Raw genomic sequence first — 20,281 nt, 5'->3', positions numbered from 1 at the left:
CAACGCCCAATCAGATCTCGAAGAGGCCGAGCACCACGATGTCGCCGGAGGCGGCTTGGGGCCTGATAGAGCGTCATATGGCCCGACATCCACATGACGCCGGCCGAGGGCATGCGAGCGCATCTGGACCTCCAGGGCGGGCAGCCGTCGGGGGTGATGCTGCCGATCCGCTGGGCCACGTTCAACCTGGCGCTGCACCCGTGGGACGAGCCGGGGGAGTGGACGCAGGACGCGGCCGAGGAGGCCGGCCAGGCGGTGGCGCTCCCCCGGCCGGGCGAGCCCTTCGAGCCTGCGGGGAAGCTCCCCGATGAGCCGTGGTGGCGGACCGTGTCCCATCCGATCGGACAACCGTTGAGCCGCCCGCGGCGCGCCGAGGCCGCGACCGGGACACACGGCGGCGATCTCGATCTCGCGGGCGAGCGGTGACGTCGATCGCGGACGAGCCGGCGTGATGGTCCGAGCATGGGGCGCAGGGCCCGATCCGGAAGGCGCGGCTGGTGCGGGGCGCCGAGGCTTTCCGTCGTCGCCCGATTGCCGGGCAAGCGCCGCACGTGCTCGCGCGGGGTCTCGGAAGCGATCCGGTCGGCTTCCGGCCCGCGCCTCGGAGCGACGCCCGCGGGGGCGGCGCCGTAGCGCCGGGAGTGCGGCGCACCGGTGGTCGGTGTTCCGGCTCGCCCGCCTCCCGCTCGAGACGATCGAGCGGCCCGCGCGCCCCTCGTCACCCGCCGCGCAGCACCGCCGATGGCGAGTGACGCGGGCGCGCGCCCGTGCTCCGGCCCCGTCCCCGGACGGACCCCGCTCCTCGCGGTGCCGTGGCCGATGCCTCCGGCGCCCGGCCCGGACCGCGGGTCCGAGGCCCGCCGGCCGGTGCGCCCCCGCCCGCCCGTGGTGCGCCGAGCCCGTCCCTCCCTCCCCACCCCGGTGCCCGGAGGATTCGCCCCAGGGGTGACCCTCTCGCGAATTGTCCGGACACTCCGCCCCATCAGCCGAGGGCGGGGACGTACCCGGGCACACACCCCCCGCCGTCGGCCCCGGAATTTCGGCTGTGCGTGCGAGTCCTCATACCAGAGCGGGACGCTCTACGGGCAAGTTTGTCAACTGCCCACCGCACATGAACGGTTCACGACTACCGTGTGTGTCCGGTGATCAACGGTGGGCTCTCACGCCCCCCTTGGCTCCGCGCACACCGATCGGTGCACGATTCCCGGGCCCCGTACCAAGGACGCTGATGTCTCAACTACGCGCACCCGCCACGCGGCCGGACCGCCGCGAGGGCGGGCGGCACGGCCGGTCTGGCGCCCGCGCTCTCTCCTCCGCGGGCAGGCCGCAGTCCACGCCGCCGAACTCCGAAGCCCGTATTCGCCCCCAACTGATGCGAACCGCCGTACTGCCCGCCGTCGTCGTGTCGCTCAGCGGCGCGGCCGCGGTGCTGTTCACGATCCGCTCCACCGAGGCACGGCCCTCCGCGGCGCTGTGGCTCGCGCTCGCCGGCTCGGCCGTCCTCGCAGTGGTCGCCGTCGTCGCGGCGGCGCTGGGAGCGGAACGCACGGCCAGATCCGTGCTCGACCGCGCGCAGACGCTGCGCCGGTCCAGCGCCCGCCGGCAGGCCGAACTCACGGCCGTCGTCGACGGACTGCGGCGCGGTGAACGCCCGCCGGCTCGGGAGAGCCTCCCCGCCCAGGCCGCGGCCGGCGACGAACTCGACCTCCTCGCCCAGGAGCTGACGCGCTCCCACGACGCGGCCGTGACGGCCGTGGTCCAGGCATCCAGGCTCTCCAGCAGCGTGGGCAACGAGCAGAAGGTCGAGGTCTTCGTCAATCTGGCCCGCAGGCTCCAGTCGCTGGTGCACCGCGAGATCCAGCTGCTCGACGAGCTGGAGAACGAGGTCGAGGACCCGGAGCTGCTGAAGGGCCTCTTCCACGTCGACCACCTGGCCACCCGGATCCGGCGCCACGCGGAGAACCTCGCCGTCCTCGGCGGTGCCATCTCCCGCCGTCAGTGGTCCAACCCGGTCACCATGACCGAGGTCCTGCGCTCGTCCATCGCCGAGGTGGAGCAGTACCCCCGGGTCAAGCTGGTGCCGCCGATCGACGGCACCCTGCGCGGTCACGCCGTCGCCGACGTCATCCACCTCCTCGCCGAACTGGTGGAGAACGCCACCCTGTTCTCCGCCCCGCACACCCAAGTGCTGCTGCGTGCCTCCCACGTCACCGCGGGCCTGGCCGTGGAGGTCGAGGACCGGGGCCTCGGCATGCCCCTGTCCGAGCAGAACAAGATGAACGCCCTGCTCGCGGACCCTGACCAGGTCAACGTGGCGCACCTCCTGCAGGACGGCCGCATCGGACTGTTCGTGGTCTCGGCGCTCGCGCGCCGGCACGGCATCGCGGTCCGACTGCAGTCCAACATCTACGGAGGCATCCAGGCGGTCCTGGTGCTGCCGCAGGGGCTGCTCGGCGCCGAGCCGGGCGCCGGGGGAAGCGCGGACCAGCAGGGCGCCCACCGCCACGCCGACCGGCCGCCGGCCGCGACCGCCGCGGTGGCGGGCGGAGTCGCCGGCCGGGAGCAAGCCGCTGCCCCCGGGGGCGCCGCCCCGTATCCCGCCGTCGATGCGGCGCACACCGCCGACGCGCACCACACCGGCAGCCAGCGCACCCTCACCTATGCGACGAGCATGCCGGGCATGCCGCACCAGCAGTCCGCCGCGGACTCCGCGGCGCCCGGTCCGCTGCCGGTGCGCGGCGAGCACCCGGAGCGGCCCAACCCGGCCGGCCCCCGGCCGGCCGCGGGTCACATGGCCGCCCCGCCGGCACCCGTTCAACCGCCCCCGCGGCCACCCGCACCCCGCCATGCGCCCTCGTCGTCCGAATCCCCGGCCGTGCGCGGCACCATGGGCCGCCCGCAGCTGCCCAAACGGCGCGCCCAGGAGCATCTGGCGCCCCAGCTGAGGGACGAACCGGCCCCGCGCAGGCCCCAGGAAGAGGCACTGCACGACCCGGGCCTGATGGCGGCCTTCCAGCGGGGCATCGGCCTCGCGGAGGCCGGGACGCCGGGAGCCGGGGACACGGTCACGCACGAACCGCAGCAGCAGCACGACACCCACAAGGAGTAGATGCACCATGGCGAGCGATGTGCCAACGGGCCATTCCTCAGATCTCGACTGGCTGCTCAGCGGCCTGGTCCAGAGAGTGCCGTACACCCGCAACGCGGTTCTGCTCTCCTCCGACGGCCTGGTGAAGTCCGTGCACGGCCTCGACGCCGACAGCGCCGACCACATGGCCGCGCTGGCGTCCGGGCTGTACTCGCTCGGCCGCAGCGCCGGCGCCCGGTTCGGCGACGGCGGAGAGGTCCGTCAGGTCGTGGTGGAACTCGATTCCACACTGCTCTTCGTGTCCACGGCCGGCTCGGGCACCTGTCTGGCCGTGCTGGCCGGACGGGAGGCGGACGCCGCGGTCCTCGGGTACGAGATGGCGATGCTGGTCAAGAGCGTACGGCCCTATCTGGTCACGCCGGCCAGACAGGCCGCCGGGGCGCCGAGCGCCACAGGGCTCTGACCGTGCCGTCCCCCAAGGACGGGCCGTGGCTCGACGATGCGGCGGGCCGGCTGATCCGTCCCTATTCGGTGATCGGGGGCCGCACCCGTCCGACGGCGGCCCTCGATCTGCTGTCCCTGGTGATGGCCACCGGCTCGGTTCCGCAGGGGGCGCTCGGGCCGGAGCACGCCCTGGCCCTCGGCCTGTGCGACGGGCCCACGTCGGTGGCGGAGATCTCCGCGCACTTACGGCTCCCCGCTGTCGTCACCAAGGTGCTTCTCTCCGATCTCGTGGACTGCGGGGCGGTCACCGCGAGGGCGCCCCGCTTCCAGGACTCTCCCACCGACCGTTCCCTGCTGGAGGCAGTGCTCGATGGCCTACGACGACGGCTCTGACCAGCGCCCCGACCACGGCCGGGACCTGCGCGACCGCGGAGACCCCTTTCCCACGGCGCTGAAGATCCTGGTAGCCGGGGGCTTCGGAGTTGGCAAGACGACGTTCGTGGGCGCGGTGAGCGAGATCGAGCCGCTCAGCACGGAGGAACTGCTGACCACCGTCAGCGTCGGCACCGACAGTCTGGCGGGCGTGGAGTCCAAGACGACCACCACGGTGGCCATGGACTTCGGCCGGATCACCCTCGACGACCACCATGTGCTGTACCTCTTCGGCACACCGGGCCAGGAGCGCTTCTGGTTCATGTGGGACGAGCTGTCGGAAGGGGCGCTCGGCGCGGTCGTCCTCGCCGACACCCGCCGGCTGGAGGACTGCTTCTCCGCCGTGGACTTCTTCGAACGGCGCGGCATCGGATTCGTCGTCGCCGTCAACGAGTTCGACGGCTCCTACCGCTACGAACCGGAGGAGGTCAGGGCCGCGATCGACCTCAAGCACGACGTCCCCGTCGTGCTGTGCGACGCGAGGATCGCCAGCTCCGGGATCGGCACCCTGGTCACCCTCGTCCAGCATCTGCTCACCACCACCCCGGCACCGGAAGCGGCGCCGAGCTACGGAGCTCAGTCATGACGTACGACCCGACCGGACATCTGCTGCTGACACCCGTCGACCGGGAGGCTCCCACCCGGGTGCAGCGGCTGCGTCAGCTCGGGCTGGGGGAGCGGCCCGAGCCGGCGTTCGACGAATTCGCCCACAAGCTCGCTGAGGTGACGGGCGCGCCCTACTCGATGGTCAACTTCATCGACGAGCACAGGCAGTTCTTCGCGGGGCTGCACACCCCCGCCGGCACCCACGCGGGCGGCGGCGACCTCGGTGCCGCGAGCGGCGGTGACGTGGGCCGCTTCATGGCGCGCGATCACGGCTACTGCCCGCACGTGGTCGTACGGCGCAAGGCGCTCGTGCTGGAGGACGTGTGCGACTACCCGCGGTTCGCGGGCAATCCGGTCGTCGACGAGATCGGAATCCGCTCGTACCTCGGCGCACCGCTGATCGACCGCACGGGCATCGCCCTGGGCACGATCTGCGTGGTGGACACCGAACCGCGGCCGTGGGGCCGGGCGGGCCTGGAGACCATCAAGTCGCTCGCGGCGGAACTGGTCGAGCAGATCCACCGACGCGAGGACGGGCTGTTGTGACCGTGAAGCGGTGACGTCCCCGGGAAGGCCGCAGGGCTCCCGGGGACGCCGTGTGTTCCGCTTCGCATGTGCCGTCGCTCCTTCCGCCCGTCCGGGCTCAGACCAGCGCCTCCATGCGCGTCAGCTCCGCCAGCCGCTCGGACCACTGTCCCTTCGACTGGCCCAGGGCCACCTCGGCCAGTCTGAGGAGCTGGATGTCGGAGGTGCCCGCGGGCGCGAAGATGTGGTGCGCGTCGCGGAGGTAGCGCTCGATCGGCCGCTCGGCGAACAAGCCCGACGCCGCGTGTATCTCCATCGCGTTCCGCGCCGAGTCCAGTGCGGACTCGACGTTGACGAGCTTGGCGTTCATCAGCTCCGCGTCGCACGCCAGTCCCTGGTCCAGCAGATGCACCGCGTGGTAGGCGGCGAGCCGTGCCGTCATCAGCCGTGACTGGAGCTGTCCCAGCTTCAGCTTGACGGACGGCAGTTCGTGCAGCGGCTTGCCGTAGCGGTGGCGTTCGGCACAGAACCGCGTGGTCTCCTCCAGGACGGCCTGGTGTATGCCGAGTGCGACGGCGGTCAGATTGGCGCGGCCGTAGAGCACGCTGGAGGAGTAGGCGACGGCGAGTCCGTCCCCCTCCTCGCCGAGCCGGTTGGCCGCCGGAACCCGGCAGTCGTCGAAGTGGAGCTCGCCGAAACTGAAGCCGTGCAGGCCCATGGTGGGCTTCTGCTCGCCCGTGCGGCATCCCGGGCGGCCGGACTCCACCAGAAAGGCCGTGAGCCCCTTGGAACCCGGCCCCGTCCGGACGACGACCCCGTGCAGATCACCGACGTGACTGTTGCCGACGTACACCTTTCGGCCGTTGATGACGTAGTCGTCGCCGTCACGTACGGCGGTGGCGCTCATGCCCAGCACATGGCCGCCCGACTCGGGTTCGGTGACCGCGATCGTCGGCAGGCACTCGCCGGCCGCGATCAGGGGGAGCCAGGTCTTCTTCTGCTCCTCGTTCCCGAAGTGGACGATCTTGGCGACGCCCAGTTGGGAGGCCTGGACCATGGCCCCCATCGCGCCGCTCACCCGGGACAGTTCCTCGATGATGATGGTCTTGGCGAGATGTCCGACACCCATCCCGCCATGGCCCTTGCTGATCGTCGCTCCGAGCCAGCCCTGCCGCGCGATGAGCCGCGAGAGCTCGCGGTGCACCGTACGGGCGGCCTCCATGGCCGGAATGCGAGGGCGGACCTCGCCCTCGGCGAAGTGCCGCACCCGCTCACGGAGTTGATGATGAAGCCGACTGGCGAAGTACCCGTCCACGCGAGCCCTCCTCTGCGAAACGCCTGCTCGCGCGAGTGTTCGAGCAGGTGGTGCATCGGCATGGTCCCGTCCCGTACAGGCCGACCACCTCATGGTGTTGATCGCTTACGAGTGGTACAACTCGGCGGCCAACTTTGGCCGGATTGCAATCCGTTGACGTGTGATTGAAGCTGTGTCCCTGCTGGTAGCGGCCCGTCCGGTTCGCCCGCAGGGCATGCCTGCGGGTCCTCTTTCTGCCACATACCCTCGGCAAAGGTTGTGCGGGCATATGGCACCGAGGGACAGCATTCCGCTTCCGGTCGCGGTCGGCCAGGCCTCACAGGTACGGAAATGCCCTCAAGTCATCGGGATTCGACCGTTGTTGAATGGGCACTGGTCCCGGCGTACCGGGGCGCTGACCGGCGCACGCCCTGTCCTGGCGCACGCCCCCGGGCCGTCCGGCGGCGCCCCCGGGGTCGTCCGGCCCCCTGCTCGGCCATCGCCTCATGCCCGCCGCTCCAGCACATCGACGGCGAGCCGCCGCACGACCCTCTCGTCCACTTCCACCCCGAGACCGGGCGCGTCCGGTACGTGCGCCACGCCCCTCTCCATCCGCACCGTGGATCGCTCGACGTCGCCCCGGGCGAGTCCGCCGCCGTCGTCGGCCCGTTCGGCTGCGGCAAGTCCACCCTGCTGACGCTGGTGTGGGTCTGCCGCCTCCGCCGGGGAGGTGCGGCTGGGCGGCGGGCGGGTCGGCGGGCCGCGCCACGCCATCGGGTATGCCTCCGGCGCGCCGCGCTCCTGGAGTGGCGGACCGCCCGGGCGCAACATCCTCATCCAGGCGGAGATGCGGGGGACGCTCGCGACACGAGCGTGTGCCCGGGCTCGGAGTTCCGCGAGGCGGCCGGCCGTATGAGGGATCTGCCGGGGGCGGCCTCCGCGTTCGGCTGAGCGGCCCCGGACTCGATCGCATCCCGTATCCGGGATATCGTGCCGAATGTGAGAGAAGGTACTCAGGACGGCGGGCAGCGCGACCCCGTCGACGTGCGACTGGCGGTACGGCTCGCTGGCCTGCGGGCCGAACGCGGCTGGTCGCTGGACGAACTGGCGCGGCGCAGCGGGGTGAGCCGATCGACCCTGTCGCGTGCCGAGCGGGGCGAGATCAGCCCCACCGCCTCACTGCTGGGCAAGCTGTGCGCGGTGCACGGCAGGACGATGTCCCAGCTGCTCGGCGAGGTGGAGGCGGCGCCCGCACAGCTCGTCCGCGCCGCCGAGCAGACCGTGTGGACCGACGAGTCCGCCGGCTTCGTCCGCCGCTCCGTGTCACCGCCGCACACCGGGATGCGCGCCGAGGTGGTCGAATCGCGGCTCGCCCCCGGAGCCGACCTCGCGTACGACGCGCCCCCGGTGCCCGGCATGGAACAGCACATCTGGATGCTCGAGGGCATCGTCGAGATCACCGTCGGCGAGACGACGCACGAACTGCGCCCGGGCGACTGCCTGCGATTCCGCCTCTGGGGTCCGACACGTTTCCGCTGCCCGGGCCCGGACGCGGCCCGCTACGCCGTGGTCGTGCTGCCGTGACCGGGTTCACCGTCTCCCGGCTGGAAGCCGCAGAACTCCGGCACACCGCGCCGCAGTTGGCCGAGCTGCTGGTCGACGCGGTCGACGGCGGCGCGTCCGTCGGTTTCCTCGCCCCGCTCGACCGCACCGCCGCCGAGAGCTGGTGGACCTCGCACGGCCCTGCGCTCGCCGAAGGCGGCCGCGTGCTCTGGGTGGCGCGCGACGGCGAGCGCGTCGCCGGCACCGTGAGCGTCGGCTTCACCGCGTACCCCAACGGCCGCCACCGCGCCGAGATCGCGAAGCTCCTGGTCCACCGCGAGGCCCGGGGACGCGGGCTCGGCCGGGCCCTGCTGTCCGCGGCGGAACACGGCGCGGCCGAGCGCGGCGCCACCCTTCTCGTCCTGGACACGGAGACGGGCAGCCCCGCCGAGGGCCTCTACCGCTCCGCGGGGTGGACCGCCGCCGGAGTCATCCCCGGCTTCGCCGCGGACCCGGCCGGCACCCTGCGTCCCACGACGCTCTTCTACAAGCACCTCGTGACGGCGTCCGCGACACGCTGACGTCCCGCGCGGGGACCCCCGTGCCGGCCCGCCGACGCGGCCGGCACGGGGCCCCTCCCGGCTCAGTACCGCAGCCGCGACAGCGGTGATGCCGAGGCCGAGGACCAGCGCCAGCAGTGCCGTGAGGACGGTGACGGGGGACGGGGCTCTTCGACTGCTCATGGCGCTCCCGGTGCTGATGAGACGGCTGGGCGGGTCGTCGTTGCTAGAAAGCGCTTTCTGGATGCGTCGCACAGCGTAGTTACCCGGCTCACAGGGGGTCAATGGGTCGGAAGCGACCGGCGCGGCAAGCGCATTCGGGGCCCGTGGGGTGTGACCGGCGGCGACCGGGGGAGGGACCCCACGTATCCCCGTGACCGTCCGACCGAGGAGGCCGGCCCCCATGACCGCGACCGCATACCGCCCCGGACTGCTGGATGCCGCCGACGGCGTGCAGATCGCCACGTACTCCTGGCTGCCGGAGAGCGGCCGCCCCCGGGCCCTCGTGCAGATCCTCCACGGAGCGTCGGAGCACGCGCTGCGGTACGACAGGTTCGCCCGCCATCTCGCCGCCCACGGTTACGGGACGATCGCCTCCGACCACCGGGGGCACGGGGCGACGGCCCCGTCCACCGGCGGCTACGGCGTCGCGGAGACACCCGATGCCGCACCGGTCGACGGCTACGACAGCTGGCGGGCCGTGGTCGAGGACGTCAAGGCGGTCGGCGACCAGGCGAGGCTGCTCCACCCGGGGGTTCCGGTGGTGGTCCTCGGGCACAGCCTGGGCTCCATGCTCGCCCGCGACTACGTCCAGGAGTACCCGGACGATCTCAGCGGTCTGATCCTCTCCGGAGCGTTCCGCACGCTGCCGGGTGCCGACATCGAGGGCTCCATCACCCGTCTCGAGGAGCGGGTCGCCGCCGAGGGCCGCGCGGCCCCGTCCGCTTACGTCTCCGAGCTCTTTGCGTCCTTCAACGACCCGTACCCGCACCGGACGGGCTTCGAGTGGCTCTCCCGCGACGAGGACGAGGTCGACGCGTACGCCGTGGACGAGCGCTGCGGCTTCCCCTTCAGCACGGGGCTTGCCCTCGACTGGCTGCGCGCCGTGCGGAAGATCAACGACCCGCGGAACCTGGCCCGCTTTCCGGCCGACCTGCCCGTCCACGTCGCCGTCGGCACGGAGGACCCCTGCCACCAGGGGATGACCCTGGTCCACGAACTGCTCGAGGACTTCCGCTACGTCGGCACGGAGTCCCTGACGTGGAAGGCGTACGACGGCGCCCGCCACGAGATCCTCAACGAGACCAACCGTGAGGAGGTCCAGCAGGATCTGGTGGCCTGGCTGGACAAGCGGGTGTGATCCCGGCCGGGCGATCGGGCGTGAGGGGCGCAGCCGGCGGATGAGGTGCCGGTCGGGGGCGGCAGGTGGCGCCGTGCCGCCCGCCGGAGGACTCCCGGCGCTGTCGGTGGGGCGTCGTACCGTCGGAGGATGGCCACTGCCGACGACGTACGCAGAATCGCGCTCGCGCTGCCCGGCGCGGTGGAGAAGACCGCCTGGGGCATGCCCACGTTCCGGGCCGGGGAGGGCGGGAGGATCTTCGCCTCAATCGACGGCGACGACCAGGTGATCGGGGTGAAGTGCCCCGAGGAGGACCGCGAGGAGCTGATCGCCGCCGAGCCGCACAAGTTCTTCGTCCGCGAGGGGCACGACGACAACCACGCCTGGCTGCGGGTGCGGCTCGGCGCGCTGGACGACGAGGAGGAGTTGTACGCCGTCCTGCTCGACTCCTGGCGGCAGGCGGCTCCCCGACGGCTGCTCGATGCCCATCCCGAACTGGGTGGGGTGCCCGGGTCCTGACTGCCGCGACGCCCCGGGCGCAAAGGCGCACCGGGGCAGGAGCGCGGGGCGCGGAGGCACGGGACAGTCGCACGCGTGCCGCGCCGGCGCGCGACGCCCGTGAGTACGCGGGATCCGCGCGCGGGCCGGTGCGCGCCTGTTACGCACGGTGATGGTGTGTGCGCGACCCGCGGACGGGTGTGACGCACGGTCATCCTGGCGACATGGGTGACGGAAGTGTGTGACACATGGTCATGGCGTGTATGCGGAGGAGCGCGCGCGTGACGGACGGTCATGGCGTATGTGCGCGCGATCACCGGTGATGGCTCAACTCGCCCGTCTTCACGGGATGTTCACATCGGTCTACACCATTCAGTGCTCTCACGAGGGAACCCCACGCATTCCCCCATCCGTCTACCGATGGGGCGATCCCGTGGGGTCCGTCCGCTGTGACGACATTCACTGCCAGTACCGCTGGAAGTAACGGATAGTAATGAGTGCCCTACATCATCGGCACGTACTGTTACGTGTGCCCAGACAGTCGACGAAGGAGACTCATGCGACCGTTTGTACTGAACTACGTACTTCCGGCCGAGAGTCCTGCGGTGACGCTGCCGTACACCTACGACTCCGCCCTGCAGCTGAATGTGCTTCCGGACGGGCAGCCGGCCATCGTCGACCGGGATCTGATCCTGGTCACCGGCACGACGACGTCCACCGCCGGCTCCAAGACCCACTTCGACGACTGACGGCCCGGCGCAGCAATGACCGTACTGATATTGACGTGCCGTCAAGACGTCACCGCGGACATGGTGATCGCGAAGCTGCACGACCGGGGAGTGCCCCTCGTGCGGCTGGACCCCGCCGATCTCCCCGGCGAGGCCGCCCTGTCCGCCGAGTACGTACGCGGTGACTTCTACGGCCATCTGTCGACCGACGGCCGGCTCCTGAGCATGGGCGCCCTGCGGTCGATATGGGTGCGCAGACCGGGCGAGCCGGCCGCCCACGCCGAGGAGCCGTCGGCCTGGCTGACCGCGGAGACCGAGCAGGCCCTGTACGGAATGCTCTACTCGGCCACCGCACGCTGGATGAACCACCCGTGTGTGTCGGCGCAGGCCCGCTGCAAGCCCTGGCAGCTCAGCCTCGCCCACCGCAGCGGCTTCGCCGTGCCCCCCACCGTCATCACGACCTTCCCGCGCGTGGCGCGGCAGTTCGCCGCGCAGTACCGGGACATCGTGGTGAAATCCGCCTCCGGGCCGCCGCCCGGCGATCCGCCGGTGTCCCTGCCCACCACCCGCATCCCGCCCGACACCGACTTCTCGGGTGTGGCCGCCGGGCCGACGCTGCTCCAGCAGTACGTACCCAAGCGCGCCGACATCCGGCTGACTGCCGTTGGCACCCGCCTGTTCGCCGCCCGGAAGCTCTCCGCGGAGGGGCAGGTGGACGGGCGGTACGGCGACACCGGCCAGCCCTGGAAGGCCGTCGACGTCACGGAGCGCATCGCCCGGGCCGTGCGGGACTACATGAGCCTCGCCGGACTCGCGTACGCGGCGTTCGACTTCGCCGAGGACGAGGAGGGGCTGTGGTGGTTCCTGGAGTGCAACCAGGGCGGCCAGTTCGGCTTCATCGAACTCGAGACCGGTCTGCCCATCGCGGAGGCCGTCGCCGGGTGGCTCGCCCCGCCGAGCAGGGACCAGGGGTGACGGGCCGGAGGGGCAGTCCCGGCTGAGGCACGCGGACGCCCGCTCGGCGGTGCGCGCCGGCGCCCGGGGCCGGCCGATCCGTCCGGGGCCGGACGGCCGTCGCACACGGCACCGTGACGTCCACGCCCTCTGCCGCCGCCGGGACCGGGTCCGGCATCGGCCCCACGGCGATCACCGCACCGCCGCGGCCCTCCCCGACGGTCGGGGGCCGGGCGCCGTCGACCGGCCCTGTGTGCTCGCTCGACGGGATCGGCGGCCGTCCGTGGACCCGGTCGTCCCCGGCCGGGCCTCCGCGGCAGCGCCTCCGCGGCGGTAGCCGGCCGGCACCCGCCGGACCGGCGGTCTCCGGGGACGCCGGGCACCCGGTCGTGGACCACCCGCAGGGCGTCGAGCCGGCGGCGGGCCCGTGCTTCCCGTCCCCCGTCCTCGGGGCCGTCGGGCGGTCCCGGCCCTGGTGGGGCCGTAAGCGCCGTCACCCGTCGTGTGGGTCCGGTGCGCGTCACGGGGCCCACAGTGCAGCGTCAACCACGCTTGGGGTCGACCGGCAATCGGTTCGTGACCACCCGGCGAAGTGCGGTATGGTTCTCGTGCGCGTTCGGCCGGGGGAAACCCCAGGTCAGACGGGCACCGGGACGTGGCGCAGCTTGGTAGCGCACTTGACTGGGGGTCAAGGGGTCGCAGGTTCAAATCCTGTCGTCCCGACTTTTCGAAGTCGCAGCCGAGGGGCCGGGTCGGAATCTTCCGACCCGGCCCCTCGGCGTTGTCCGCGCAGCCCACGTCGCCGGCCCCGGAGTGCTGCGGCTCACGGCCCGCCGGCGCCCCTCGGCCCGGCCCGCTCAGCCCCCGTGACCGGCACTGCGCTCGTCCTGGAGGGCCGTGCCGTCATGGCGACGGTCCTTGCCCGCACCCTGCCGTCGTGGAACTCGTGGTTGGTGCCGGCGGCAGCCCCAGGCATGGTCACCTTGTCGACGAAGAGCCCGGACGCGTCGTTCTCCTGGTAGCAGCCCGTCCACGACCCGGCCGCACGGGCGCGCTCGTCGGTGAGGTCAATGGTGTTCCCGGCCATCGCCCGCCGCCTCCTGGGCGCCACCACCGCGACCCCGCCGGCATCGCGGCCACCGGCGCGGTGCGCGCGTGCCCGCCGATTCACACCCGGTGCGGGCCGGCCCGCCACCGGGGCCGACGGCACCGCGGCGGTCGCATGGCCACGTACGGTGATCGTGGCGCCGGGGCGGAGGCGCCGGCCCGCGCGGGCGTGCCCGGCCACCCCGTGCCGGGCGAGCCCGCTCAGCAGGCCGCGGGCCCGTCAGCCGGGATCGCCGGCGGTCTCAGCCCCGGCCAGGCGTTCAGAGAGGTGGCCAGCTGCGCCCGCGAACGGACGTCCAGTTTCTGGTAGATGCGGGTCAGCCGGGCTTCGACGGTCTTCACGCTGAGATACAGCCGCGCCGCCGCCTCCTGATTGCTCGCGCCCTGCCCGACGAGCAGCGCCAGATGCAGCTCCGCCTCCGTCAGGGACGACAGCGCGCCGTCGCGGGAGGGCGCGGGCTCGACGGTGCCCGAAGGGCTCTCCGACGCCAGCGCCAGCCAGGGCGCCGCGCCCGACCGCTCGAAGACGGTCGCCGCGGCGTGCAGCGCCTGCTGGGCCGCGGAGCGCCTGCGGCGGCGGCGCTCCACCCGGGCGAGCGCGATCAGCGCCCGGCCGCGCTCCAGCGGCAGTCCCGCGTCGCCGAACCGGTCGGCGGTGTCCGACAGCAGCACGGCCGCCTCGTCGGCCTTCCCGGTCGCCGCCAGGCAGAGCGCGTACACCCGGTCGCAGCCGAGCAGCACCGTCGTGCGGCCCAGCCGTTCCGCGACCGGCCGGACGCCTGACAGCACCGCGGCGGCCTCCTCCGGGGCGTCGTTGGCGAGCAGCGCCTCGGCCAGCTCCTCGTGCCAGCGCAGCATGGACGGGTCCACCGCGGACTGGGCGCGCTCCCCGGCCTGGACCCGCCGCAGGGTCTCCAGGGCGTTGGCCACGTCGCCGGTGACGAGCTGGACCCGGCCGAGCGCGTAGAGGCTGCGGGACAGGAAGACGTGGTCCCCCTCCTCCTCGGATGCCTGGGCGCTGCGGCGCGCATAGCCGGCGGCGCGGGCGAAACTGCCCCCGGCGGTCTCGGCGAGGGCCAGCGAGTACCAGGCGGGCCCCGGGGAGAGGCCCGCCTCCAGGGTCAGGGCCAGCGACCGTCCGGCGTGCGACAGCGCAGCCGCGCACTGGCCCCGGCGCGCCTCGACCTCGGCGGAGGTGTTGAACAGCTCGATGGCGTCCTCGACGGTGCCGCGCCGTTCGACCAGGGGCAGCAGCGCGTTGAGCTGGTCCCGGGCGTCGCCGAGCCGGTCGTCGAACAGGGCGTGACGGATCGTCAGTATCTGCGCGGCGTTGCGGACTCCGAGCGGTCGGTCGACCATCTCCAGGGCCCGCGCCTCGGCGAGCACCCGCTCCGCGTCCGGCGAGCCCAGGAAGCGCTCCATGCGCGCCCGGACGGTCAGGGCCCGTGCCGCCGTCTTCGCGTCGCCGACGGAGGAGGCCAGTTCCGCCGAGTCGACGGCGGCCGCCCGTGACCGTACGGGGTCGCCGTCGGCGAGTACGTACTTCACCGCGAGGCGGAGCTGTACGGCGGCCCGCAGCGCGGTGTCGCCCTCCGAGTCCTCCATGGCGTGCACGTAGATCTCGTCGAGGTCGGTGAGCCCTTGTCCCGCGGTGTCCAGCACCGCGAGCCGGGCGCGGACCCGGTCGGCGGGCGCGGCGTCCCGGGAGAGGAGGTCCGTGGCGGCCCGCACCGCCAGGTCGGCCCGCGCGGCCCGGGCGGCCTCCTCGGCGGCGTCCACGAGCCGCGCGATCCGCTGCGCACCCTCCCTACCGGGCGTGGACTCCGCGGCCAGCAGGGCGAGTTCGGCCGCCAGTGGGCTGTTGCCGCGGCGCCGGGCGGAGTCGGCCGCGGCGGCCACCTCGGCCGCCAGCCGCTCGTCGGGTACGTCCGTGGCCAGCGCCCGGTGCCGTACCTCCTCCACCGGGTCGTCCACGACCCGCGCGAGCGCGGCGTGCCCCCGGCTGCGCTCGATCCAGCAGGCGTCGTGCACGAGTGTCGACGGCAGCACCCCGGCCGTGAAGGCGACCGTCCCGTCCTCGGTGAGGGTGATCAGCCCGGCCCGTTCGGCCGTGGCCAGGTCGGACTCCGCGGTGGGGCGACCGGCCCGGCGGATCAGCGAGGCCGAGGGCCGCAGCGCGAGCGCGGCGAGCAGCAGCGTGGCACGCACGTCGGGGGAGGCCACGCCGAGGAGCTGCCGGGCGAGGTCGCGGGCGCGGCCCGACAGGGACAGCGCCTCCGCGTGGTGCACCGGGGTCCGCGCGTCGGCGAGGGAACGGCCGATGGCGAGCGCGAGTCGCGGATTGCCGCCGCTCGCCCGGTGGATACGGCCGGCCATCCGCGACGGGAGCCGGTGGTGGATGAGGAGTTCGGCGATCTCGTCGGCGTGCAGCGGTGCCACGTTCAGCACGTCCGCCTCGGAGGGGACCCACAGCGGTTCCGGGCCGTCACCGGGGGAGCCGGGGGCGTAGGCCTCGGCGTCCGGGGTCTCCACGGCGATGACCCGCAGCGCGGGCGGGGCCAGATGGAGGGCGAAGCGCAGCAGGTCCGCGCTCTCCGGGTCCATCCGCTGGACTCCGTCGACGACGAGCAGGACGGGAGTGCGGGCGGCGAGCGTACGGAGGATCCCGGCGAGTGCGAGGCGCAGGGCGATGCGGTCCCAGCCCTCCTCGGGTACGGGAGCCTCACGGCACAGCATGGCCACCGCGGCGCGCTGGGGGCCGGGCAGCGCCCGGAGGGCGTCCTGATCCGCGTCTGCCTTCCGGCCGCTCGTGTCGGGGCCCGTCTGCGGTCCGGGGTCGGTCGCCGACGCGGCGACCGAGGCCACGAGCGCGGCCGCGGCCGCACCCGGGATCCCGCGGTCGGTGGGGAGCGTGGCGAGCCACAGCACCTGCTCTCCGCGTGCCTCGGCGCGAGCGGCGATGGCGAGCGCCACCTCGGACTTGCCGACCCCCGCGGGGCCGGTGAGGAGCGCGCGCCCGCGCGAGTGCAGGACGCGGTCGAGGCGGTCGAGGAGTTCGGCCCGGCCGACCGGTACCGGGGGTCCTCCCACACCGGCGCGGGGGAGGTACGCACTGACGTTCACGTACCCACCACCACCTTCCGGCGTGCGCGGGCCCCCTGCCCGTTCGAGCAGAGGATACGAATCAGATCGGCCCCGTCCAGGCCTCGTGTCCGGCATGCGGACAGGTCTGGACCGGGCCGACAGCGGGGCGCGCCCGCGGATCATGTCCGCGGACGCGCCCCTGACCTGCATGGATGTCGGTCACGCCGGTGTCTCAGAAAGTGAGACTCCAGGTGTCGATGTATCCGGTGTCACCTGATGCCACATCGCGGACCTGCAGCTTCCAGGTCCCGTTGGCGACCTCGCTGGAGGCGTCGACGGTGTAGGTGGCGAGGACGTTGTCCGCGCTGTCCGAACCGGACGAGGCCTTCAGGTTGCGCACGGTCCCGTCCGGGGCGACCAGGTCGACGACCAGGTCACCGCGCCAGGTGTGCTTGATGTCCACGTCGACCTTGAGGGCGGCGGGGGCGTTGCCGGTGCGGCCGGTGACGGCGATCGAGGACGAGACCGTCGAGTTGTCCGCGATCGTGACGTCCGTACCGTTGGTGAAGGTCGTGCCGCCGGGCGTGGTGCCGGAGACCGCGTTGACGGTCTTCGTGGCGTCGGCGATGCCGGTGCCGCAGCCGCCGGTGCACGTGCCGGGCAGCGGACGGGCGTTGGCCTTGATCGCCGACTCGATGTCGGCCGGGGTCAGTGCCGGCTTGACGGATTCCAGCAGCGCGGCGAGACCTGCGATGTGCGGGGCGGCCATCGAAGTGCCCTGGTAGGGCTTGTAGTTCTCGGCGGACTGGGTGGTGGTGCCCGAGTTCAGCGTGGAGAGGATGCCGTTCTCGGGGGTGGTGACGGTGCCGGGCGTGTCGGTGGCGCGGCGGGTCTCGCCGCCGGGCGCCGCCACGTCGACGCTCGAGCCGAAGTTGGAGTAGAAGGACCGGTTGCCCTCACGGCTCGTCGACGCGACGTTGATGATGTTGGCGCAGTTGGCGGGGGTGAAGCCCGAGGCGTTGGCGTTGCTGTTGCCGGCCGCGACGACCACCGTGGTGCCGCGGGACACGGCGCCGTTGATGGCGTTCTGGTAGACGCTCGGGCAGGTGGAGCTGGCACCGCCGAGGCTGAGGTTGATCACCTTCGCCGGGGTCGGGTTCGCCGGGACGCCGGGGACGCTGCCGCCGGAGGCCCAGGTGATGGCGTCGGCGATGTCCGAGGACGAGCCACCGCACTTGCCGAGCACCCGCACGGGCTGGATCTTCGCGTTGTACGCGATGCCCGCGACGCCCTTGCCGTTGTTCGTGGTGGCGGCGATGGTGCCCGCGACGTGCGTGCCGTGCCAGGACGAGCCGCTCGCCTTGGAACCGAGACCGCACTCGTTGTCGGTGGCGTTCCAGTCGCCCTCGTCCTTGGCGTTGCTGTCACGCCCGTTGCCGTCACGGGCGTCCGCGGAGCTGGAGATGAAGTCGTAGCCGGAGACGACGCCTGCGGCCAGGTCCGAGTGGGCGGCGTAGCCGGTGTCGATGACGGCGACGGTGACACCGCTGCCCGTGGTCTTGTCCCAGGCGCCGGGGACGTTCATCCCGCCCGTGGCCTCGAACAGGTCCCACTGCTTGGTGTAATCGGTGTCGTTCGGGGTGACGGCCATCGCGTAGGCGCGGATGTCCGGCTCCACGGAGGCGACCGAGGGGTCGGCGCGGAAGGCGTCCATGACCTCGGCGAGGTCCTTCTTCGAGGTCTCGCCGCCCAGGTCGACCAGGGCGGCGCCCCCGGCGAGCCGGCGTTCGAAGCGCAGGCTCTCCCCGGTCTCGGAGCCCTTGGCCTTGGCGTCCCCGGCGGCGGCGGTGTTCGAACCCGCCTCTGCGGCCTGGGGCTTGTAGGTGACGATGACCTTCTCGACGGGCGAGGAGGGGATTGCGGTCATCGCCTGCGAAGCCGGAGCGGGCTTCGGCGAGGGTTCCCCCGAGGCGGCGGCGAAGGCCACGGAGGAAGTGGCGGCGGCACCCAGAATCGTGGCGCTCGCGGCCACGACGGATATGAGTCTCCGTCCGGAACCGTTCAAGATGATCCCTTTCAACTGACGGTGCGGAACGCAGAGGGGCGGCGCATGGGTCCCGCGGTTCGCTGTGGGGGTGCGATCCGTGGTGCCCCGGGCCGGGTGAGCCCGTGCGCCGCCTCCTGCGCGACGGCCCCTGGTCAAGAGCCGCCACCGGACGTCACCCAGGGTTAACATGCACCTGACATTCAGGTCAGTTGGCCGGGATCCGCCGGTGCGGCAGACAGTAGGGAACGGCGAGGTGAACCCGATACGGGGAAAACCCTTGTCACCCCCCGCGCGGCCCCGGGGAGCCATCCGGGCTCCTCCTGCCCGCGCCTCTGACCTGCGGCGATGCCTCGACCTGATCGTTGCCCCGGCCCGGTGGACAATTGAGGCGGAGACCATCGCTCTCTTGAACCCGGGAGGCCGGCATGGATGTCCTGGTCCTGATTGGGCGCATCCTGTTCGCGATCGTGTTCCTCTCGTCGGCGGTGGGGCACCTCACCCAGCACAAGCAACTGGGTGCCTACGCCGCGTCCAAGGGCGTGCCCGCCGCGGAGGCCGCGACCCTGCTGAGCGGAGTGATCATGCTGCTCGGCGGCCTGAGCATCGTGCTCGGCGTCTGGGCCGACCTGGGCGCCCTGCTGATCGCGGTCTTCGTCTTCCCCACCGCGCTGATCATGCATGCGTTCTGGAAGGAGACCGATCCCCAGACGCGCCAGACGGAACAGATCTCGTTCCTGAAGGACGCCGCCCTCGGCGGGGCGGCGCTGGTGATGCTGGCGTTCTTCGCCTACGCGGGCCACGACCTCGGGCTGACGCTCACGGGGCCCCTGTTCCACATGGGCTGAAAGGCCCCAACCGGGCGCCGGGCGGGTCGGCTTCCGGGGGTGGTGGACTTCCGGATGGGGGCTCCCGGGTGGCGGGGCTGCCGGATGGTGGACTTCCGGATGACAGGGCTTCCCCGTGGCGGGGCTTCCGGTTGGCGGGGCGCCGCTCCCGGTCGGCCGCCCCTCCCGGCGCGCCCCGTACGTCGCCTCAGCCGGGCTCCTGCGCCCTGACCAGCACCTCGCCCGCGGCCGTGCGGTGGTAGAGGACGGACCGGCCGTCGCGCCTGCGTACGGCCAGACCGGCGTCGAGCAGCACCCTGAGATGGCGGCCCACCGAACCCAGGCCCTGGCCGGTCAGGGCGACCAGTTGCGTCGTGCTCTTCGGGGTCCCGAGCAGCACCAGGACCCGTGCCCGGGCCGGGCCCAGGAGGCGCTCCAGGGGCCGCGGCACCGAGGAGCGGTCCTCGCCGGTCAGCACGCCGGCGCACGGATAGACCACCGCGTAGCGATGCGGATGCTCCCACGCCACCCAGCCGTGGTCCTGGGTGACCGGGACGAACAGCAGCCGCGCACAGGTGATTTCCCGCGGCGGGTTGTCGTGCGTGTTGATCTGCAGCCGACCCCCGCCGAGCCACACCAGGCCCGGACGCATCCCGCCGATCACGGCGGCCCATCCGTCCCGGCTCAACCGCCCCGCACGGGCCACCACATCGGCCTCGAGGACCCTCCGGCGGCGGGGCCAGTACGGCAGCACGGTCCGCTCCCACACCCACTCCAGCAGACCCGCCGCCCGTGCGGGCAGATCGTCGCGGAGCAGCGGGCCCGGCAGCGGACCGCCGAGCGAGACCTCCAGGTCGGCCCGTGCAGTCGCCGCCGGGGTGTCCCGTATCCGCGCCAGCTCCTCCTCCAACACCGGGTCGACGGCTGCTCCCGGCGCCGGGGTGAGGAAATCCGCGATCCAGCTGCGGCCGAGAGCCGCCCGCACGAGCTGCTCCGTGACCGGATCGGCCGCCAACCGCTCCCGGTACGCGGGCAGATGGGTTTCGAGCCAGGCCCGCCCACCCGGATGACCCGAGGTGCGCCGGGCGAGGGACATCAGGCTCGCCGTCGTCTCGGCCAGCGGCGACACCACGAACCGGCTCTCCGCGAGCGTGTCCGCTCCGACCTGCCACCACCCCATCGTTTCGCCTCCCCGCGAAACAGTAACGC

Annotated in this window: 17 protein-coding genes, 1 tRNA gene and 2 pseudogenes; 15 read left to right on the top strand and 5 right to left on the bottom strand. The window is 72.8% G+C overall.

Features of this window, described 5'->3' with window-relative positions:
* Positions 1-69: 69 nt before the first annotated feature.
* The 6 genes and pseudogenes from BLT82_RS32685 to BLT82_RS32660 all read left to right on the top strand — a co-directional run.
* Positions 70-426: pseudogene (locus BLT82_RS32685) on the top strand (MBL fold metallo-hydrolase); the annotation flags it as partial.
* A gap of 802 nt (positions 427-1,228) precedes the next feature.
* Entirely contained in the window at positions 1,229-3,109 is a 1,881-nt protein-coding gene (locus BLT82_RS32680; RefSeq protein WP_107490289.1) for a sensor histidine kinase, read from the top strand.
* Between the two features lie 7 nt (positions 3,110-3,116).
* On the top strand, positions 3,117-3,551 hold the full coding sequence (locus BLT82_RS32675; RefSeq protein WP_093661476.1) for a roadblock/LC7 domain-containing protein: 435 nt from the start codon (positions 3,117-3,119) through the stop codon (positions 3,549-3,551).
* A gap of 2 nt (positions 3,552-3,553) precedes the next feature.
* On the top strand, positions 3,554-3,925 hold the full coding sequence (locus BLT82_RS32670) for a DUF742 domain-containing protein (protein WP_093661474.1): 372 nt from the start codon (positions 3,554-3,556) through the stop codon (positions 3,923-3,925).
* Positions 3,903-4,550: a GTP-binding protein gene (locus BLT82_RS32665; protein WP_093661472.1), complete on the top strand. Its 648-nt coding sequence runs from the start codon at positions 3,903-3,905 to the stop codon at positions 4,548-4,550. Before BLT82_RS32670 ends, BLT82_RS32665 begins: the two co-directional genes overlap by 23 nt.
* On the top strand, positions 4,547-5,116 hold the full coding sequence (locus BLT82_RS32660) for a GAF domain-containing protein (RefSeq protein WP_093661470.1): 570 nt from the start codon (positions 4,547-4,549) through the stop codon (positions 5,114-5,116). Before BLT82_RS32665 ends, BLT82_RS32660 begins: the two co-directional genes overlap by 4 nt.
* A 97-nt stretch (positions 5,117-5,213) precedes the next feature.
* Here the strand turns inward: BLT82_RS32660 and BLT82_RS32655 are convergent, their stop codons facing one another.
* The gene (locus tag BLT82_RS32655) at positions 5,214-6,410 is read right to left on the bottom strand and encodes an acyl-CoA dehydrogenase family protein (protein WP_093661467.1); all 1,197 of its coding nucleotides are present in this window, start codon (positions 6,408-6,410) and stop codon (positions 5,214-5,216) included.
* Between the two features lie 570 nt (positions 6,411-6,980).
* Between BLT82_RS32655 and BLT82_RS38330 the strand changes: the two are divergent.
* The 8 genes and pseudogenes from BLT82_RS38330 to BLT82_RS32615 all read left to right on the top strand — a co-directional run.
* Positions 6,981-7,275 (top strand): annotated as a pseudogene (locus BLT82_RS38330) (ATP-binding cassette domain-containing protein); the annotation flags it as partial.
* A 113-nt stretch (positions 7,276-7,388) separates the two neighbouring features.
* Positions 7,389-7,973 carry a helix-turn-helix domain-containing protein gene (locus BLT82_RS32645; RefSeq protein ID WP_167746149.1) on the top strand — a complete coding sequence of 195 codons (585 nt, stop codon included), beginning with the start codon at positions 7,389-7,391 and terminating at the stop codon, positions 7,971-7,973.
* A complete protein-coding gene (locus tag BLT82_RS32640) occupies positions 7,970-8,512 on the top strand; it encodes a GNAT family N-acetyltransferase (protein ID WP_093661463.1) in 543 nt (180 codons plus the stop codon). The genes BLT82_RS32645 and BLT82_RS32640 overlap by 4 nt, the downstream gene beginning before the upstream one ends.
* Before the next feature lie 382 nt (positions 8,513-8,894).
* Positions 8,895-9,851, top strand: a complete 957-nt coding sequence (locus tag BLT82_RS32635; protein ID WP_093661461.1) for an alpha/beta fold hydrolase — start codon at positions 8,895-8,897, stop codon at positions 9,849-9,851.
* Between the two features lie 129 nt (positions 9,852-9,980).
* Positions 9,981-10,349 (top strand): MmcQ/YjbR family DNA-binding protein, encoded by a 369-nt coding sequence (locus BLT82_RS32630; protein ID WP_093661459.1) that lies wholly within the window; start codon positions 9,981-9,983, stop codon positions 10,347-10,349.
* A 536-nt stretch (positions 10,350-10,885) separates the two neighbouring features.
* Entirely contained in the window at positions 10,886-11,077 is a 192-nt protein-coding gene (gene tgmA, locus BLT82_RS32625; RefSeq protein WP_093661458.1) for a putative ATP-grasp-modified RiPP, read from the top strand.
* Positions 11,078-11,092: 15 nt separating this feature from the next.
* The gene (gene tgmB / locus BLT82_RS32620; protein WP_093661456.1) at positions 11,093-12,031 is read left to right on the top strand and encodes an ATP-grasp ribosomal peptide maturase; all 939 of its coding nucleotides are present in this window, start codon (positions 11,093-11,095) and stop codon (positions 12,029-12,031) included.
* Positions 12,032-12,659: 628 nt separating this feature from the next.
* Positions 12,660-12,733: transfer RNA gene (locus tag BLT82_RS32615), tRNA-Pro, on the top strand.
* 100 nt (positions 12,734-12,833) lie between these two features.
* Here BLT82_RS32615 and BLT82_RS32610 read toward each other — a convergent pair.
* The 3 genes from BLT82_RS32610 to BLT82_RS32600 all read right to left on the bottom strand — a co-directional run bounded on the left by BLT82_RS32610 (position 12,834) and on the right by BLT82_RS32600 (position 18,128).
* Entirely contained in the window at positions 12,834-13,097 is a 264-nt protein-coding gene (locus tag BLT82_RS32610; RefSeq protein WP_093661454.1) for a hypothetical protein, read from the bottom strand.
* 221 nt (positions 13,098-13,318) lie between these two features.
* A complete protein-coding gene (locus tag BLT82_RS32605) occupies positions 13,319-16,240 on the bottom strand; it encodes a helix-turn-helix transcriptional regulator (RefSeq protein ID WP_093661452.1) in 2,922 nt (973 codons plus the stop codon).
* A 193-nt stretch (positions 16,241-16,433) separates the two neighbouring features.
* Complete coding sequence (locus BLT82_RS32600; RefSeq protein WP_093661494.1) at positions 16,434-18,128, bottom strand: S8 family peptidase; 1,695 nt, start codon at positions 18,126-18,128, stop codon at positions 16,434-16,436.
* 545 nt (positions 18,129-18,673) lie between these two features.
* On the opposite strand from BLT82_RS32600, the gene BLT82_RS32590 reads away from it, so the two are divergent.
* The gene (locus BLT82_RS32590) at positions 18,674-19,093 is read left to right on the top strand and encodes a DoxX family protein (RefSeq protein WP_093661448.1); all 420 of its coding nucleotides are present in this window, start codon (positions 18,674-18,676) and stop codon (positions 19,091-19,093) included.
* 187 nt (positions 19,094-19,280) lie between these two features.
* On the opposite strand, the gene BLT82_RS32585 is transcribed toward BLT82_RS32590, so the two are convergent.
* Positions 19,281-20,252: an ArsR/SmtB family transcription factor gene (locus tag BLT82_RS32585; RefSeq protein ID WP_093661446.1), complete on the bottom strand. Its 972-nt coding sequence runs from the start codon at positions 20,250-20,252 to the stop codon at positions 19,281-19,283.
* Positions 20,253-20,281 lie beyond the last annotated feature (29 nt).

Origin of the sequence: Streptomyces wuyuanensis, assembly GCF_900103455.1 — a bacterium.
Taxonomy (GTDB): domain Bacteria; phylum Actinomycetota; class Actinomycetes; order Streptomycetales; family Streptomycetaceae; genus Streptomyces; species Streptomyces wuyuanensis.
The sequence above is the reverse complement of the archived record's forward strand: the minus strand, read 5'-3'. Positions and strand labels throughout refer to the sequence as shown.